This is a genomic window from Burkholderia sp. 9777_1386 (assembly GCF_015712265.1).
Classification (GTDB): Bacteria; Pseudomonadota; Gammaproteobacteria; order Burkholderiales; family Burkholderiaceae; genus Burkholderia; species Burkholderia cenocepacia.
In genome coordinates this window covers 20,803-37,264 of the sequence record NZ_JACCQB010000013.1, presented here as the reverse complement: position 1 = coordinate 37,264, position 16,462 = coordinate 20,803, and the positions used below count along the sequence as shown (strand labels likewise).

Annotated in this window: 15 protein-coding genes; 7 read left to right on the top strand and 8 right to left on the bottom strand. The window is 66.6% G+C overall.

Annotation, left to right across the window (positions count from 1 at the left end; genetic code table 11):
• Positions 1–6: 6 nt before the first annotated feature.
• Positions 7–987, bottom strand: coding sequence for a 4-hydroxy-3-methylbut-2-enyl diphosphate reductase (gene ispH, locus H0X91_RS12855; protein WP_006488968.1), 981 nt, complete (start codon positions 985–987; stop codon positions 7–9).
• Between the two features lie 2 nt (positions 988–989).
• Positions 990–1,445: an FKBP-type peptidyl-prolyl cis-trans isomerase gene (locus tag H0X91_RS12850; RefSeq protein ID WP_006488950.1), complete on the bottom strand. Its 456-nt coding sequence runs from the start codon at positions 1,443–1,445 to the stop codon at positions 990–992.
• 135 nt (positions 1,446–1,580) lie between these two features.
• On the opposite strand from H0X91_RS12850, the gene radC reads away from it, so the two are divergent.
• The 4 genes from radC (at position 1,581) to nadB (ending at position 4,766) form a co-directional block, all read left to right on the top strand.
• Complete coding sequence (gene radC, locus H0X91_RS12845; RefSeq protein WP_006496138.1) at positions 1,581–2,354, top strand: RadC family protein; 774 nt, start codon at positions 1,581–1,583, stop codon at positions 2,352–2,354.
• Positions 2,355–2,591: 237 nt separating this feature from the next.
• Positions 2,592–2,825, top strand: coding sequence for a 50S ribosomal protein L28 (gene rpmB, locus H0X91_RS12840; protein WP_004186391.1), 234 nt, complete (start codon positions 2,592–2,594; stop codon positions 2,823–2,825).
• Positions 2,826–2,842: 17 nt separating this feature from the next.
• Entirely contained in the window at positions 2,843–3,010 is a 168-nt protein-coding gene (rpmG, locus tag H0X91_RS12835; RefSeq protein ID WP_006478046.1) for a 50S ribosomal protein L33, read from the top strand.
• Between the two features lie 169 nt (positions 3,011–3,179).
• The gene (gene nadB, locus H0X91_RS12830; protein ID WP_006488962.1) at positions 3,180–4,766 is read left to right on the top strand and encodes an L-aspartate oxidase; all 1,587 of its coding nucleotides are present in this window, start codon (positions 3,180–3,182) and stop codon (positions 4,764–4,766) included.
• 95 nt (positions 4,767–4,861) lie between these two features.
• Here nadB and nadC read toward each other — a convergent pair whose 3' ends face one another.
• The 6 genes from nadC to purN all read right to left on the bottom strand — a co-directional run bounded on the left by nadC (position 4,862) and on the right by purN (position 11,868).
• Positions 4,862–5,743: a carboxylating nicotinate-nucleotide diphosphorylase gene (gene nadC / locus H0X91_RS12825; protein WP_062884360.1), complete on the bottom strand. Its 882-nt coding sequence runs from the start codon at positions 5,741–5,743 to the stop codon at positions 4,862–4,864.
• Positions 5,740–6,876, bottom strand: coding sequence for a quinolinate synthase NadA (gene nadA, locus H0X91_RS12820; RefSeq protein WP_048984591.1), 1,137 nt, complete (start codon positions 6,874–6,876; stop codon positions 5,740–5,742). The genes nadC and nadA overlap by 4 nt, the downstream gene beginning before the upstream one ends.
• A gap of 254 nt (positions 6,877–7,130) precedes the next feature.
• On the bottom strand, positions 7,131–8,327 hold the full coding sequence (locus tag H0X91_RS12815; RefSeq protein ID WP_006491832.1) for a DesA family fatty acid desaturase: 1,197 nt from the start codon (positions 8,325–8,327) through the stop codon (positions 7,131–7,133).
• A gap of 215 nt (positions 8,328–8,542) precedes the next feature.
• On the bottom strand, positions 8,543–9,925 hold the full coding sequence (locus H0X91_RS12810; protein ID WP_006488952.1) for a mechanosensitive ion channel family protein: 1,383 nt from the start codon (positions 9,923–9,925) through the stop codon (positions 8,543–8,545).
• An 18-nt stretch (positions 9,926–9,943) separates the two neighbouring features.
• Entirely contained in the window at positions 9,944–11,209 is a 1,266-nt protein-coding gene (locus H0X91_RS12805) for an RsmB/NOP family class I SAM-dependent RNA methyltransferase (RefSeq protein WP_006488956.1), read from the bottom strand.
• Positions 11,206–11,868 (bottom strand): phosphoribosylglycinamide formyltransferase, encoded by a 663-nt coding sequence (purN, locus tag H0X91_RS12800; protein WP_084750603.1) that lies wholly within the window; start codon positions 11,866–11,868, stop codon positions 11,206–11,208. Before purN ends, H0X91_RS12805 begins: the two co-directional genes overlap by 4 nt.
• Positions 11,869–11,991: 123 nt before the next feature.
• Here purN and H0X91_RS12795 point away from each other — a divergent pair, with 123 nt between their 5' ends.
• The 3 genes from H0X91_RS12795 to lspA all read left to right on the top strand — a co-directional run bounded on the left by H0X91_RS12795 (position 11,992) and on the right by lspA (position 16,429).
• Positions 11,992–12,984 carry a bifunctional riboflavin kinase/FAD synthetase gene (locus H0X91_RS12795; protein WP_006488971.1) on the top strand — a complete coding sequence of 331 codons (993 nt, stop codon included), beginning with the start codon at positions 11,992–11,994 and terminating at the stop codon, positions 12,982–12,984.
• A gap of 104 nt (positions 12,985–13,088) precedes the next feature.
• Positions 13,089–15,926 carry an isoleucine--tRNA ligase gene (gene ileS / locus H0X91_RS12790; RefSeq protein WP_006488953.1) on the top strand — a complete coding sequence of 946 codons (2,838 nt, stop codon included), beginning with the start codon at positions 13,089–13,091 and terminating at the stop codon, positions 15,924–15,926.
• A 2-nt stretch (positions 15,927–15,928) separates the two neighbouring features.
• The gene (lspA, locus tag H0X91_RS12785; RefSeq protein WP_006488949.1) at positions 15,929–16,429 is read left to right on the top strand and encodes a signal peptidase II; all 501 of its coding nucleotides are present in this window, start codon (positions 15,929–15,931) and stop codon (positions 16,427–16,429) included.
• Positions 16,430–16,462: the final 33 nt, after the last annotated feature.

Sequence of the window (16,462 nt, the reverse complement as noted above, 5' to 3'; positions counted from 1 at the left end):
CGGCAATCAGGCGGCGGGCGGCAGGTTCAACCCGCGCGGCAGCGGAAACGACACGTTTTCCTCGATGCCGTCGAGTGCGCGGACGTTGCGCACGCCGAGCTCGCGCAGCCGCGCGATCACGGCCTGGGCGAGCACCTCGGGCGCCGACGCGCCGGCCGTCACGCCGATGCGGCGCTTGCCGGCGACCCACGCCGGATCGATCTGGTCCGGTGCATCGACCATGTACGCGGCCACGCCGCGCTTCTCGGCCACTTCGCGCAGCCGGCTCGAGTTCGAGCTGTTCGGACTACCGACCACGATCACGACATCGCATTGCGGCGCCATGAACTTCACCGCGTCCTGGCGGTTCTGCGTCGCGTAGCAGATGTCCTGCTTCTTCGGCTCGCGGATCTTCGGATACTTCGCCTTCAGCGCGCCGATGATCTCGGCCGCGTCGTCGACGGACAGCGTCGTCTGCGTGACGAGCGCGATGCGCTCGGGATCGGCGAGCTCGAGCTTCTGCACGTCCTCCACACTTTCGACGAGGTGCATGCCACGCTCGACCTGGCCCATCGTGCCTTCGACTTCGGGATGGCCCTTGTGGCCGATCATCACGATGTCGACGCCGTCCTGGCGCATCTTCGCCACTTCGACGTGCACCTTCGTGACGAGCGGGCAGGTAGCGTCGTAAATGCGCAGCCCGCGCACGTCGGCCTCGTCGCGCACGGCCTTCGACACGCCGTGCGCACTGAAGATCACAGTGTTGCCGGCCGGCACTTCCTCGAGTTCCTCGACGAAGATCGCGCCCTTCTTCTTCAGATCCTCGACCACGTACTTGTTGTGGACGATTTCGTGACGCACGTAGATCGGCGCACCGTGCATCGCGATGGCGCGCTCGACGATCTCGATCGCGCGATCGACACCCGCGCAGAAACCGCGCGGCTGGGCCAGCAGGATTTCGGCGTCGGCGGCGACGGTCTGCCCGGACAGCGTATCGGTGGTACTCATGATTACAGGATTCCGATGATTTTCACTTCGAACGTGAGCGCCTGGCCCGCGAGCGGATGATTGAAGTCGAACAGCGCCGAGGTCTCGCTGACTTCCTTCAGCACCCCCGCGTAGCGACCGCCATCCGGTGCGTTGAACTCGATGAGTTCGCCCGGCGTGAAATCGTCGCCGACCATCCCGTTCTCGCGCAGCGTCGACAGCGTCACGCGCTGGAGCATGTCGGGATTGCGGGGGCCGAACCCCTGATCGGGGGCTAGCTGAAAAGTCGAATGGTCGCCGACCCGGAGCCCGAGCAGAATCTGTTCCAGCGACGGCGCCAGTTGCCCCGCGCCCAGCAACAGCGTGGCCGGCTTGTCCGAAAAGGTGTTGACGATGTCGGCGCCGTCGGCCAGTGCCAGCCGGTAATGCAACGTGACGTGGGAACCGGGCTTCACTTCGGATAGATCGATGAGGCTCATGAATTACTCGTTCAGTCGGCGCCCGCTACGGCCGAATGGCCCGGCGCAAAGCCAATATTGTAAGTCACCTGAGCGTGCAAGGCGGAAAGTGCGACGACGTTGCGCACGCCGCCCGCCGCCAATGGAGTTCCGACCATGCTGTCACCCTGCCTCATCGTGCCGCCGGCCGAATGCCGCGACACCGCCGACACGCCGGCCGATCCGCCCGGCCGCGTGATCCCGATCAACCGGCGCAGGCGCCGCCCGGGCGACTGGCGGCCCGAGCGGCCACGCGAGCGATTGCTGGAGCGCGGGCCGGCCGCGCTGACCGACGACGAGCTGATCGCGCTGCTGCTCGGCACCGGCAAGCCCGGTCACGACGTCTTCGTCACCGCCCGCGCACTGGTCGAGCAGTTCGGCACGTTGCGCGGGCTGCTCGAAGCGAGCGCCGACGATTTCGAGGCGTACCCCGGCATCGGCCCCGCACGCTCCGCGCGGCTCGTCGCGGTCACCGAGATCGCGCGGCGCATGCTGGTGGAGAAAGCGGAAGAACGGATGCCGATCGACTCGCCCGGCGCGGTCGAGGATTGCTTGCGACTGAAGATCGGCACGCGCCAGTACGAAGTGTTCATCGCGGTCTATCTGGATGCGCGCAACCGTCTGATCGACATGGAGGAAATCGCGCGCGGCTCGCTCACCCGCATGGCCGTCTATCCGCGCGAGATCGTGCGCCGCGCGATGAAGCACAACGCCGCGGCGCTGATCGTCGCGCACAATCATCCGTCGGGCGCGGTACAGCCGAGCGCGGAAGACCGCCGCCTGACCCGCGTGCTGAAAGACGCGCTCGAGCTCGTCGACGTGCGGCTGCTCGATCACGTCGTCGTCGGGGTCAGCGATACTTTCTCGTTCGCGCGGGCCGGTTGGCTGTAGACTGTGGCGCGGCGGCCCGTCCCAGGGCGCCGCAACGACGAAGCGAAATTGGGTTTGATTTTTCTGAACTTTTTCTGCTAGAATCGTCGTCTGTCTTTTTTCCAACCAGTTCTAGCCATCGAAGGGCCTTGTCTGTAAGGGCTACGGCGTTCTGAGTGCAGCCATGGATCACGTGGCGGTGCGATGGAACCTTCACCGGCGATCGAACCCCGAATTTAGCGTATTAGGAGTGCTCTCATGGCACGCGTATGCCAAGTAACTGGGAAAGCGCCGATGAGCGGCAACAACGTTTCCCACGCCAACAACAAGACGAAGCGTCGCTTCCTCCCGAACCTGCAGAACCGCCGGTTCTGGGTTGAGAGCGAAAACCGCTGGGTGCGCCTGCGCGTCTCGAACGCCGGCCTGCGCCTGATCGACAAGAACGGCATCGATTCCGTGCTCGCTGACCTGCGCGCACGCGGCGAAGCCTAAGCCCAAGGAGCACAATCATGGCAAAAGGCGCCCGCGACAAGATCAAGCTCGAGTCGACCGCTGGTACGGGTCACTTCTACACGACCACGAAGAACAAGCGCAACATGCCGGAAAAGATGGCGATCAAGAAGTTCGATCCCGTCGTCCGCAAGCACGTTGAATACAAAGAAACCAAGATCAAGTAATCTCCGGTTTCTGCCAGCCTGACGGCGACCGAAAAGCCCCGCACATGCGGGGCTTTTTGTTTTGCGCGGTTTTTGCGCGCACGCGTGAGCCCGACGCGGTATGCTCTCCCCTTTCCGCGGCCGCGGTCGACGGAACGCAAGATCAAAAGCGTAACGATGGAGATGCAGCATGAAATTCGACGTGGCGATCGTCGGCAGCGGCCTGGCAGGGCTGTCGGTCGCACTCAATCTGGCCAGCACGCGACGTGTCGCGCTGATCGCGAAACGTTCGATGATGGAGGGGGCGAGCGATAACGCGCAGGGCGGCATCGCGGCGGTCCTCGACTCGGCGGACAGCATCGAGAACCACGTCGACGACACGCTGGTCGCCGGTGGCGGCCTCTGCGACGAAGGCGCGACGCGCTACATCGTCGAGCACGGCCGCGAAGCCATCGAATGGCTGATCTCGCAAGGCGTGCCGTTCACGAAGGACGACGCGGCCGAACTCGGCTTTCACCTGACGCGCGAAGGCGGCCACAGCCATCGCCGGATCATCCATGCGGCCGATGCGACCGGCCATGCGGTGCTCGCGACGCTGTCGGCGCGCGCGCGCCAGCATCCGAACATCACGTTCTTCGAAAATCATCACGCGATCGACCTGATCACGTCGGATCGGCTCGGCCTGCCCGGCCGCCGCTGCCACGGCCTGTATGCACTCGACGTCGACAACGACCGCACGATCACGATCGAGGCGCCGCACACGGTGCTCGCCACCGGCGGCGCCGGCAAGGTCTACCTGTACACGACGAACCCCGACACCGCGACCGGCGACGGCATCGCGATGGCGTGGCGTGCCGGCTGCCGCGTGTCGAACATGGAATTCATCCAGTTCCACCCGACCTGCCTGTTCCATCCGTACGCAAAATCGTTCCTGATTTCGGAAGCCGTGCGCGGCGAAGGCGGCCTGCTGAAGCTGCCTGACGGCACGCGCTTCATGCCGTCGCACGATCCGCGCGCCGAACTCGCGCCGCGCGACATCGTCGCGCGCGCGATCGACTTCGAGATCAAGAAGCGCGGGATCGACTGCGTGTATCTCGACATCAGCCATCAGCCGGAAGCGTTCCTGCGCGAACATTTCCCGACGATCCATGCGCGCTGCCTCGAATTCGGCATCGACATCGCGAAAGAACCGATCCCGGTCGTGCCGGCCGCGCACTATACGTGCGGCGGGGTCGTCACCGATCTCGCCGGACGCACCGACCTCGCCGGCCTGTACGCGGTCGGCGAAACCTCGTACACGGGGCTGCACGGCGCGAACCGGCTCGCGAGCAACTCGCTGCTCGAATGTCTGGTGATCGGCCGCGCGGCAGCCGAGGCGATCGAGGCGGCCGGCTTCGACGCCGACACGCCGGCCGCGCTGCCCGCGTGGGACGAAAGCCGCGTGTCGGACGCGGACGAGGAAGTCGTCGTGGCCCACAACTGGGACGAACTGCGCCGCCTGATGTGGAACTACGTCGGCATCGTGCGCACCGACAAGCGCCTCGAGCGCGCGAAACATCGCCTGTCGCTGCTGCGCGACGAGATCCACGAGTACTACGCGAACTTCCGCGTGACGCGCGATCTGCTCGAACTGCGCAACCTCGTCGACGTGGCAACGCTGATCGTGAAAAGCGCGCACTCGCGCCGCGAAAGCCGCGGGCTGCACTACAGCCGCGACTGGCCGCATACGCTGCCGAAAGCATTGCCGAGCGTGCTCACGCCGCGCGTGCGCCGCTGAGCGGCGCGCCGCCCTTCCGCGGCCGCGGCAGCACAAGAAAAAAGCCGTTGGCGCTTGCGCGCCAACGGCTTTTTGTCTGATCGGATGATGTTCGGTCAGTCGACGATCCGCATCGAATAATCGGTCGCCCGCACATCCTTCGTCAGCGCGCCGATCGAGATGCGATCGACGCCCGTCTCCGCGAACGTGCGGACCGTCTCGAAATTGACGCCGCCCGAGACTTCGAGCACGGCCTTGCCATCCGCCACGCGCACCGCTTCGCGCATCATGTCGAGCGTGAAGTTGTCGAGCAGCACCGACTGCGCCCCGTGCGCGAGCGCCGTGTCGAGCTGCGCGAGCGTCTCGACTTCGACCTGCACGGGCACGCCCGATTTCAGCGCGAACGCCGCATCGAGCGCCTCGCCGACACCGCCTGCCGCCGCGATGTGGTTCTCCTTGATCAGGATGCCGTCGTACAGCGCGAGACGCTGGTTCTCGCCGCCGCCGACCCGGACCGCATACTTCTGCGCGAGCCGCAGCCCCGGCAACGTCTTGCGCGTATCGAGGATCTTCGCGCGCGTGCCTTCGACGCGGTCGACGTAACGGCGCGTCGCCGTCGCGACGCCCGACAGCAACTGCAGGAAGTTCAGCCCGTTGCGCTCGGCCGTCAGCAGCGCGCGTGCCGGCCCTTCGAGTTCGCAGACGGTCGAATCGGCCGTCATCCGGCCGCCTTCGCGATAGCGCCAGCGCACGACGATCGACGGATCGATCCGTCCGATCACGGCCTCGAACCACGGTACGCCGCACAGCACCGCTTCCTCGCGCACGATGATCCGCGCGCGGCGGTGCTCGCCGGCCGGCACGAGCCGCCCGGTCTGGTCGCCGGCACCGACGTCTTCGGCGATCGCATCGGCCACGTTGCGCGCGATCGCTTCGTCGAATGCCGCGCCGTACTGCGCGCGGACGGCGTCGAACAGCGGGGATACGGCGTTGCTCATGCGGCCCCCACGTTCGCGAACAATTGCTGGTCGCGCTGCAGGTCGCCGCTCGCCTGCACGCGCTTCTTGTGCGCAGCCGCGAATTCGAGCATCCGGTCGATCGGCAGACGCGCGCGCTCGCCGATCGCGGGATCGACGAAGATCTCGTTGTGACCGCGTTCGAGCACGTCGGCGAGGTTCGCGAGGCCGTTCATCGCCATCCACGGGCAATGCGCGCAGCTCTTGCAGGTCGCGCTGTTGCCGGCCGTCGGCGCGGCGATGAAGGTCTTGCCGGGCGCGGCAAGCTGCATCTTGTGCAGGATGCCGAGATCGGTCGCGACGATGAAGCGGGTCGCGTCGAACTTGACGGCCGCGTCGATCAGCTGCGTGGTCGAGCCGACGACATCGGCCTGCGCCACGACGTTTTCCGGCGACTCGGGATGGACGAGCACCTTCGCGTCCGGATATTCGGCGCGCAGCAGGTCGAGCTCGATGCCCTTGAACTCGTCGTGGACGAGGCACGAGCCCTGCCACAGCAGCATGTCCGCGCCGGTTTTCTTCTGGATGTAGCTGCCGAGATGGCGGTCCGGCGCCCAGATGATCTTTTCGCCGCGCGCGTGCAGGTCGGCCACGATCTCGAGGCCGATCGACGACGTGACCATCCAGTCCGCGCGCGCCTTCACGGCCGCGCTGGTGTTCGCGTAGACGACGACGGTACGGTCGGGATGCGCATCGCAGAACGCCGAGAATTCGTCGACCGGGCAGCCGAGGTCGAGCGAGCAGGTCGCGTCGAGATCGGGCATCAGGATCCGTTTGTTCGGGCTCAGGATCTTCGCGGTTTCGCCCATGAAGCGCACGCCGGCGACGACCAGCGTCTGCGCGTCGTGATCGCGGCCGAAGCGGGCCATTTCGAGCGAATCCGCCACGCAGCCGCCCGTTTCGTCGGCCAGTTCCTGCAGTTCGGCGTCCACGTAGTAGTGGGCGACCAGCACGGCCTTTTCACGGGCAAGCAACGCCTTGATGCGTGCTTTCAGCGCAGCGCGTTCCTCGGCGGACGGCGCATCGGGCACCTTGGCCCATGCCTGCCCCACGCCGCACACGGTCCCGGCTGCGACGGGCCGGTCGTACTCGACGGGTTTGATCGTCGATTGCATCTCCATATCTCCTGTCGATCAGCGTTGGCGCTTGAGCGCTTACCCTGATCCCATGCTACGCGGTCGATCGGCGTTGGCGCGTTCGCGCCTGCCCCGATCCCATCCCTTTCATTCGCCCCGGGACACCACCCGCCACGACCCCAAGCGTCAGACAAATCCCGGCCCGCCGACGCGCTTCACAAACCGGCGGCCCAAATGAAAAAACCCCGCCAACGCGGGGTTTGTGACGTCCTGAGATTCTAATCGATTTCGAATCAGGCGTAGCGACGCAGGCGCGTCGCGAATTCCTGCAGCGCCTTGATGCCGCTTTGTTCTGCGCGATGACACCAATCCTGCAATTGCGCGAGAAGCTGTTCGCGCGACGCGGTCGAACGATCCCAGATCGCGGCCAGATCCTGGCGCAGCTGGAAGTACGTATGCAGCTTCTGGCTGTTCGCGAAGATTTCTGGCAGCAGCTTCTTCTGCGGCTCGTCGAGACCGTCGGCGTCCTTGTGGAACCACTTGCGGGCACCGCGCATCAACTGGTACTTCTCGCTCGAACCGAGTTCCTTCAGGTGCGCGAGCTCCTGGCGGTACGCACGCTTCACGGCCTTGCCGTAGCTCGCCATCACTTCGTAACGGTTCGACAGCACGGCCTGCAGCGTTTCCTGATCGAGCACCGTCTTCGGCTTGTTCAGGCGCGGCGTCGGCGCGACCTTCTTCACCTTCGCGAGACCGAAGGCCGACATGATGCGGATGTACATCCAGCCGATGTCGAACTCGTACCACTTGTTCGACAGCTTCGCCGACGTCGCGAACGTGTGGTGGTTGTTGTGCAGCTCTTCGCCGCCGATCACGATGCCCCACGGGAACAGGTTCGTGCTCGCGTCGGCCGAGTTGAAGTTGCGATAGCCCCAGAAGTGACCGAAGCCGTTGACGACACCGGCCGCCCAGAACGGGATCCACACCATCTGCACGGCCCAGACGGTCAGGCCGAGCACGCCGAACAGCGCGACGTCGATCACCATCATCAGGCTCACACCGAGGATCGGGTACTTCGAGTAGAGGTTGCGTTCGATCCAGTCGTTCGGCGTGCCGTGGCTGAACTTGCGCATCGTCTCTTCGTTCTTCGCTTCCGCGCGATACAGCTCGGCGCCCTCGAGGAACACCTTCCAGATGCCGCGCGTCTGCGGGCTGTGCGGATCTTCCTCGGTCTCGCACTTCGCATGGTGCTTGCGGTGAATCGCGGCCCACTGGCCGGTCAGCATGCCGGTGGTCATCCACAGCCAGAGACGGAAGAAGTGGCTCGCGATCGGATGCAGCTCCAGCGCGCGGTGCGCCTGGCAGCGATGCAGGTAGACCGTCACACCGATGATCGTGACGTGCGTGACGGCGAGCGCGAACAGCGCGACCTGCCACCACGAAAAATGCAGGAGCCCGTGGGAAAGAAAATCGAGCAGGGAATTCAACAAGGCAGTTACCTGTGATGAGAGCGACGCCGCACCGGCGTCAGAAGAATGAAAGCATACCGCGTGTAGACCAGAATTTTACTTCAACCGTTCCAAGTCTTTGTAAAAAATGAATATTTTCTTGCCCTGACGCAATCCGCGCGGTCCACGGCCGGACTGGGAAAGGCCCGCGATCCGGTTCCGACCGCGGAATCGGTACGATTGACCGCCCGCACCCGCTACGCGGCCGGCGCGCGCCCGTCCAGCGCACCGTTGGCGGCGGCCGAATCGTGCCCGGCCGCCACGCCGGCCGCGGCGAAGCCGTCCGGCAACCCGACCACGCGCACTTCGCGCTGCGGAAACGGAATCGAAATCCCGTGCTCGCTGAAGAGCCGCCAGATGTTGCGGTTCACGCTCGAACGCACGCCCGACGTGCCCTTCGCCGAATCCTCGATCCAGAAGCCGAGCTCCAGGTCGATCCCGTCCGCGCCGAAACTCACGAGGTACGGGGTGGGCGCCGGCTCGGCCAGCACGCGCGGCACGTCCTTCGCCGCGTCGGCGAGCAACGCGAGCGCCTGCTCGACGTCGCTCGTGTACGCCACCTGCACCGCCACCTTCGCATAGCCGCGCGTCAGGTACGACGACTGGTTCTGCACGACGTCGGTGATCAGCTTCTCGTTCGGGATCAGCGTCTCGTTGCCGTCGAGGCCGCGCACGACCGTGTAGCGCGTGCGGATCTGGGTGACCACGCCCTGCAGCCCGCCGACGCTGATCGCATCGCCGAGCCGCAGCGAGCGGTCGAGCAGGATGATGAAGCCCGACACGTAGTTGCTGGCGATCTTCTGCAGCCCGAACCCGAGGCCGACGCCGACCGCGCCGCCGAACACGCCGAGCACCGTCACGTCGATGCCGACGAGCGACAGCCCGATCAGGATCGCCGCGAACACGAGCAGCGCGCGGCCGACCCGCGACAGCACGACCTTCAGGTTCGCGTCGAGCGTGCTCGCGCGCGACAGGCGATCCTCGAGCACCGAGCCGAGCCACATCGCGACCATCAGCGTCACGCACACCCACAGCGCGCCGGAAATCACCGACAGCAGCGTGAGGTGCGCGGTCGCGACGCGGAACTGCACGCTGTCGAGCCAGCCGAGCACGTCGCGCTGGATGCCGAGCACGGTCATCACCATCGCGGCCCACACGACGGTCGACACGATCTTCTCGACGATCGACAGCCATGCGTGCGTGTGGCCGTCACGCGCGAACACGCGCCGCGCGAAGAAGAACAGCACGTAGATCAGCCCGATGCCGAACAGCGGCACGAGCGCGAGCGACAGCAGCGACGTCGACATGAACGGGTCGAACGCGAGCTGCGCACCGCCGACGAACACGCTGCCGAACAGCGGAAACAACGCGCGCTTGAGGCTTTGCGCGCCCGCGCCCGGCGCGCGTCCGGCCGCCCGGCGCCGCGCATCGATCCGGCCGTGCACGAAGCGCGCGGCGACCCACGCGAAACACAGCGCACCGACGAGGATCGCCGCCTGCCAGATCATCACCGGCTGGTGGAAATCGCGAATCACCGAGGCCAGCCGGTGCGACAGCAGGCGGCTCTGCAGGTTCTCCATCGTCCGTCCGGGCGGTCGTTACTGCGCCGCGCGGCGCTCGAGCACCGCGGCGAAGAAGCCGTCGGTCGCGTGACGGTGCGGCCACAGCGACAGATAGTCGCCCGTCTCGAGCTCGATGCGCTGGTCGGCCAGCACCTTCTGCGCCGGCACCAGCACGAAGTCCGGATGGTCGGCCAGGAACTGTTCGACGATGCGCTCGTTCTCGGCATCCAGCACGCTGCAGGTCGCGTAGACGAGCCGGCCGCCCTTCTTCACGAGCCGCGCGGCGCTCGCGAGGATCGACGCCTGCTTCGGCGTCAGTTCGTCGATCGCGGTGCGCGTCTGGCGCCATTTGAGGTCCGGATTGCGACGCAGCGTGCCGAGGCCGCTGCACGGCGCATCGACCAGCACGCGGTCGATCTTGCCGGCGAGGCGCTTGATCTTCGCGTCGTGCTCGCTGTCGATCAGCACCGGGTTCACGTTCGACAGCCCGCTGCGTGCGAGGCGCGGCTTCAGCTTCGCGAGACGCTTCTCCGACACGTCGAACGCATAGAGGCGCCCGGTCGAGCGCATCATCGCGCCGAGGGCGAGCGTCTTGCCGCCCGCGCCCGCGCAGAAATCGACGACCATCTCGCCGCGGCGCGGCGCGACCAGCGAGCACAGCAGCTGGCTGCCTTCGTCCTGGACCTCGATCGCGCCCTCCTCGAACAACTTGAGGCGCGTCAGCGCCGGCTTGCCGACCACGCGCACGCCGAACGGCGCGAACGGCGTCGCGCCCGCATCGATGCCGCTCACGCGCAGCGCTTCGATCACCTGGTCGCGGCTTGCCTTCTGCGCGTTGGCACGCAGGTCGAGCGGCGCCGGGTAGTTCAGCGCGGCGGCGAGCTGCGCGAGCTCCTCGGCATCGAAACGCTCCGACAGCGCCTGGTGAATCCAGTCGGGCAGGTTGGTGCGAATGCGCACCGGCAGGCTCGCCGGATCGATCTTCGACACGTGCTCGAGCCACGCGGACTCGGTGTCGGACAGGAACGGCTTCAGCGCATTGCGGCCGACCGTCTGCATCAGGCCGAGCAGCGTGAGGCGTCGCGCAGGCGTGCCGGTGCCGCTCTCGGCCAGGTGCGAAAACTCCATCTTCCGGCGCAGCACCGCGAACACGGCCTCGGCGATCACGCCGCGCTCCGCATGCCCGAGCTTCGGGTGCGCGCGGAAGAACCGGCTCGTCGTCGCGTCGGCGGGGCCGGCGAACTTCAGCACCTCGGCCAGCAAAGTCTCGGTCTGGCCGATCAGGAATCCGTGCAGCTTCATACGCCCTCACTCGTTTCGGTTTGCGGTTGGTCCGCGAAAATCCAGCGCGCCTCTTCGGGCGCCACCACTGCGCGGCCGTTCTCGAGGCGCAACCGCCCGTCGACGAACCAGCGCACCGCACGCGGATACAGCACGTGCTCGACCGCCAGCACGCGCTGCGCGAGCTCGGCCGCGTCGTCGCCGGCGCGCACGGGCACCGCGCCCTGCGCGACGATCGCCCCGCTGTCGAGCTCGGGAATCACGAAATGCACGCTCGCGCCATGCAGCGCGACCCCGGCGTCGAGCGCCTGCTGGTGCGTGTGGATGCCCTTGAAGCTCGGCAGCAGCGACGGATGGATGTTCAGCAGCCGGCCCTCGTATCGTCTGACGAATGCGGGCGTGAGGATGCGCATGAAGCCGGCGAGGACGACGAGATCGGGCGAGAAGCGGTCGATCTCGGCGGCGAGCGCCGCGTCGAAGCTGTCGCGGCCGTCGAACGACCGGTGGTCGACCACCGCCGTCGCCACCCCGTGCGACGCGGCAAAAGCCAGTCCGGCCGCATCGGGCCGGTTGGCGATCACGGCGGCAATCTCGGCCGGCCAGCGTTCCTGCGCGCACGCGCGGACGATGGCCTCCATGTTGCTGCCGCGACCGGAAATCAGGATCACGAGTTTTTTCATCCGCGAATTTTACCATTCGCCCCCGCGTTTCCCGCCTTCTCGGCCGCCGGCCCGCCCGAACGTTTATAATCTTCTGCTTTGCGGCATCCCACCGCCCATTCCCCCGACGCTGCATCCGCTATCGTGAAAGTCTTCCGCGGCCTGCCCAACGCCGAGAGCCGCGCCCCGTGCGCGCTGACGATCGGCAACTTCGACGGTGTCCATCGCGGCCACCAGGCCCTGCTCGCGCGCGTGCGCGCGGCAGCGGACGCGCGCGGCCTGCCCGTGTGCGTGATGACGTTCGAGCCGCACCCGCGCGAATTCTTCAATCCGGCCGGCGCGCCGCCGCGCATCGCGATGCTGCGCGACAAGCTCGAAGCGCTGCGCGATCACGGTGTCGACCGCGTCGTCGTCGAGCACTTCAACCACACCTTCGCGAGCCAGTCGCCGCAGGCGTTCGTCGAGCGCACGCTGGTGAACGGGCTGCATACGCGCTGGATGATGGTCGGCGACGATTTCTGCTACGGCGCGAAGCGCGCGGGCACCTTCGACACGCTGAAGGCGGCCGGCGAGCAGCACGGCTTCGAGGTCGAGCAGATGGGCACGGTGGCCGGCAGCGACGGCACGCGCATTTCCAGCTCCGGCGTGCGCGCGGCGCTCGCCGCGGGCGATCTCGACGCGGCCGCGCAGGCGCTCGGCCACGGCTACGCGATCAGCGGCCACGTCGCGCACGGGCTGAAGCTCGGCCGCGATCTCGGCTTCCCGACGCTGAACCTGCCGATCGCGCACAAGCGGCCGGCGCTCGCGGGCATCTTCGTCGTGCAGGTGCACGGCCTCGGCCCCGAGCCACTGCCGGGCGTCGCGAGCCTCGGGCTGCGCCCGACCGTCGACGATTCGGGCCGCGTGCTGCTCGAAGTTCACCTGCTCGACTGGCACGGCGATGCGTACGGCAAGCTGATCCGTGTCGAATTCCTGAAGAAGCTGCGCGACGAGGCGAAGTTCGACGATCTCGAGGCGCTGTCGCGCGCGATCGCGCTGGACGTCGCGAATGCGCGCGCGTACTTCATCGAACGCGACCGTGCGCCGGGCAGCCGCGCGACGGGCTTCGCGACGTCGGCTACCGACCGAATTAGCTGATCCGGACGGCGGCGCGCGGGCGCCGCCCCCCTCGCGCCGCCCTCTCGCGCGCATCCCCGATTCACGACGCCCGAGCGTCCCCCGATTGAGATAGCGATCCCATCATGAGCAACAAGAAAGCCGATTCGAAACCGCAGGCCAAGTATCCGGTCAACCTGCTCGACACGCCGTTCCCGATGCGTGGCGACCTGCCCAAGCGCGAGCCGCAGTGGGTCAAGGAGTGGGAAGAGCGCGGCATCTACGACAAGATCCGCGCGGCCAGCCAGGGCCGGCCGAAGTTCATCCTGCACGACGGCCCGCCGTATGCGAACGGCGACATCCACCTCGGCCATGCGGTCAACAAGATCCTGAAGGACATCGTCGTCAAGTCGCGCAACATGGCCGGCTTCGACGCGCCGTACGTGCCGGGCTGGGATTGCCACGGGATGCCGATCGAGATCCAGATCGAGAAGCAGTTCGGCAAGTCGCTGCCGGCGGCCGAAGTGATGAGCAAGGCGCGCGCATACGCGACCGAGCAGATCGAGAAGCAGAAGGTCGGCTTCAAGCGCCTCGGCGTGCTCGGCGACTGGGCGAATCCGTACAAGACGATGAACTTCGTGAACGAGGCGGAAGAAATCCGCGCGCTCGGCAAGATCATCGAGAAGGGCTACGTGTACCGCGGGCTGAAGCCGGTGAACTGGTGCTTCGACTGCGGCTCGGCGCTCGCGGAAGCGGAAGTCGAGTACAAGGACCGCACCGATCCGACGATCGACGTGATGTTCGCGTTCGCGGAACCGGAAAAGACCGCGCAGGCGTTCGGCCTGCCGGCGCTGCCGCGCGCCGACGGCGGCATCGTGATCTGGACCACCACGCCGTGGACGATTCCCGCCAACCAGGCGCTGAACCTCCATCCGGAAATCGTCTACGCGCTGGTCGACACCGAGCGCGGGCTGCTGATCATCGCGGAAGAGCGCGTCGAAGCCTGCATGAGCGACTTCAAGCTGACGGGCCGCATCATCGCGACCACACCCGGCGTGAAGCTCGCGAACCTGCGCTTCCACCACCCGCTCGCATCGGCCCACCCCGGCTACAAGCGCACCGCGCCCGTCTACCTCGGCGACTACGTGACGACCGACACCGGTACCGGCGTCGTGCACTCGTCGCCCGCGTACGGTATCGAGGACTTCATGTCGTGCAAGGCGCACGGGATGACCGATTCCGACTTCATCAACCCGGTGATGGGCGACGGCCGCTATATCGAATCGCTGCCGCTGTTCGGCGGCCTGTCGATCTGGGATGCGAACCCGAAGATCGTCGACGCGCTGAACGCGGCCGGCTCGCTGCTGCGCAGCGAGAAGTACACGCACAGCTACATGCACTGCTGGCGCCACAAGACGCCGATCATCTACCGCGCGACGTCGCAATGGTTCGCCGGCATGGACGTGACGCCGCGAGACGGCGGCAAGACGCTGCGCGAAACGGCGCTCGAAGGCGTCGACGCGACCGCGTTCTACCCGTCGTGGGGCAAGCAGCGCCTGTTCAGCATGATCGCGAACCGTCCGGACTGGACGCTGTCGCGCCAGCGCCAGTGGGGCGTGCCGATGGCGTTCTTCGTGCACAAGGAAACCGGCGAGCTGCACCCGCGCACGCTCGAGCTGCTCGAGGAAGTCGCGAAGCGCGTCGAGCAGTCGGGTATCGAGGCGTGGCAATCGCTCGACCCGCGCGAGCTGATCGGCGACGACGCGAACCTGTACGAAAAGAACCGCGACACACTCGACGTGTGGTTCGACTCGGGCACGACGCACTGGCACGTGCTGCGCGGCTCGCACAAGGATCAGCTGCAGTTCCCGGCCGACTTGTACCTCGAAGGCTCGGACCAGCATCGCGGCTGGTTCCACTCGTCGCTGCTGACGGCCTCGATGATCGATGGCCGCGCGCCGTACAAGGGCCTGCTCACGCACGGCTTCACGGTCGACGGCGAAGGCCGCAAGATGAGCAAGTCGCTCGGCAACGGCATCGACCCGCATGAAGTCGCGAACCGCCTCGGCGCGGAAATCATCCGCCTGTGGATCGCGTCGACCGACTACTCGGGCGAGCTCGCGATTTCCGAGGAAATCCTGAAGCGCGTGACCGAAGGCTATCGCCGCATCCGCAACACGCTGCGCTTCCTGCTCGCGAACCTGTCGGACTTCGACTTCGCGCAGCACGCGGTGCCGGTCGACGAATGGCTCGAGATCGACCGCTATGCGGTCGCGTTCTCGCAGCAACTGCAGACGGAACTGCTCGGCCACTACGAGAAGTACGAATTCCACCCGGTCGTCGCGAAGCTGCAGACGTACTGCTCGGAAGACCTCGGCGGCTTCTACCTCGACGTGCTGAAGGATCGCCTGTACACGAGCGCCGCCGATTCGCGCGCGCGCCGCTCCGCGCAGACCGCGCTGTACCACCTGACGCACGGCTTGCTGCGCGTGCTCGCGCCGTTCCTGTCGTTCACGGCGGAAGAAGCGTGGAAGGTGTTCCAGCCGGCGAGCGACACGATCTTCACGGAGACCTACTATGCGTATCCGGAAGTCGCCGGCTCGGCCGCGCTGATCGACAAGTGGGCGCTGCTGCGCGACGTGCGCGGCAACGTGACGAAGGCGCTCGAGGAAGCGCGCACCGCGAACCGCATCGGTTCGTCGCTGCAGGCCGAAGTCACCGTCCATGCGAGCGGCGCGCGCTACGACGCGCTGACGAGCCTCGGCGACGACCTGAAGTTCGTGCTGATCACGTCGGCCGCGACGGTCGTCAAGGTCGACGACGAAGCGCAGGAAAGCGTCGACGTGGCCGCGTCGAAGTACCAGAAGTGCGAGCGCTGCTGGCACTACCGCGAAGATGTCGGCGCGCACGCCGAGCATCCGACGCTGTGCGGCCGCTGCTTCTCGAACCTGTTTGAAAACGGCGAAATCCGGAGCGCTGCGTAAATATGGCGAAGACCCTGTCGAAACCGGCCAGCGGCGCGCTCGCGCCCTGGCTCGGCATTTCGCTGATCGTGATCCTGTTCGACCAGCTGTCGAAGATCGCGATCCTGAAAACGTTCGCGTACGGCGCGCAGCATGCGCTGACGTCGTTCTTCAACCTCGTGCTGGTGTACAACCGCGGCGCCGCGTTCGGCTTCCTGTCGACCGCGAGCGGCTGGCAGCGCTGGGCGTTCACCGCGCTCGGCGTCGGCGCGACGCTCGTGATCTGCTTCCTGCTGAAGCGCCACGGCCACCAGCGGCTGTTCAGCGTGTCGCTCGCGCTGATCCTCGGCGGCGCGCTCGGCAACGTGATCGACCGGCTGGTCTACGGTCACGTGATCGACTTCCTCGATTTCCATCTCGGCGCGTGGCACTTCCCGGCGTTCAACCTTGCCGATTCCGCGATCACGATCGGCGCGGTGCTGCTGATCTACGACGAGCTGCGGCGCGTGCGCGGTTCGCGCTGAGCGCGCATACTCCGTGTCGACGGCCGGCTTCGC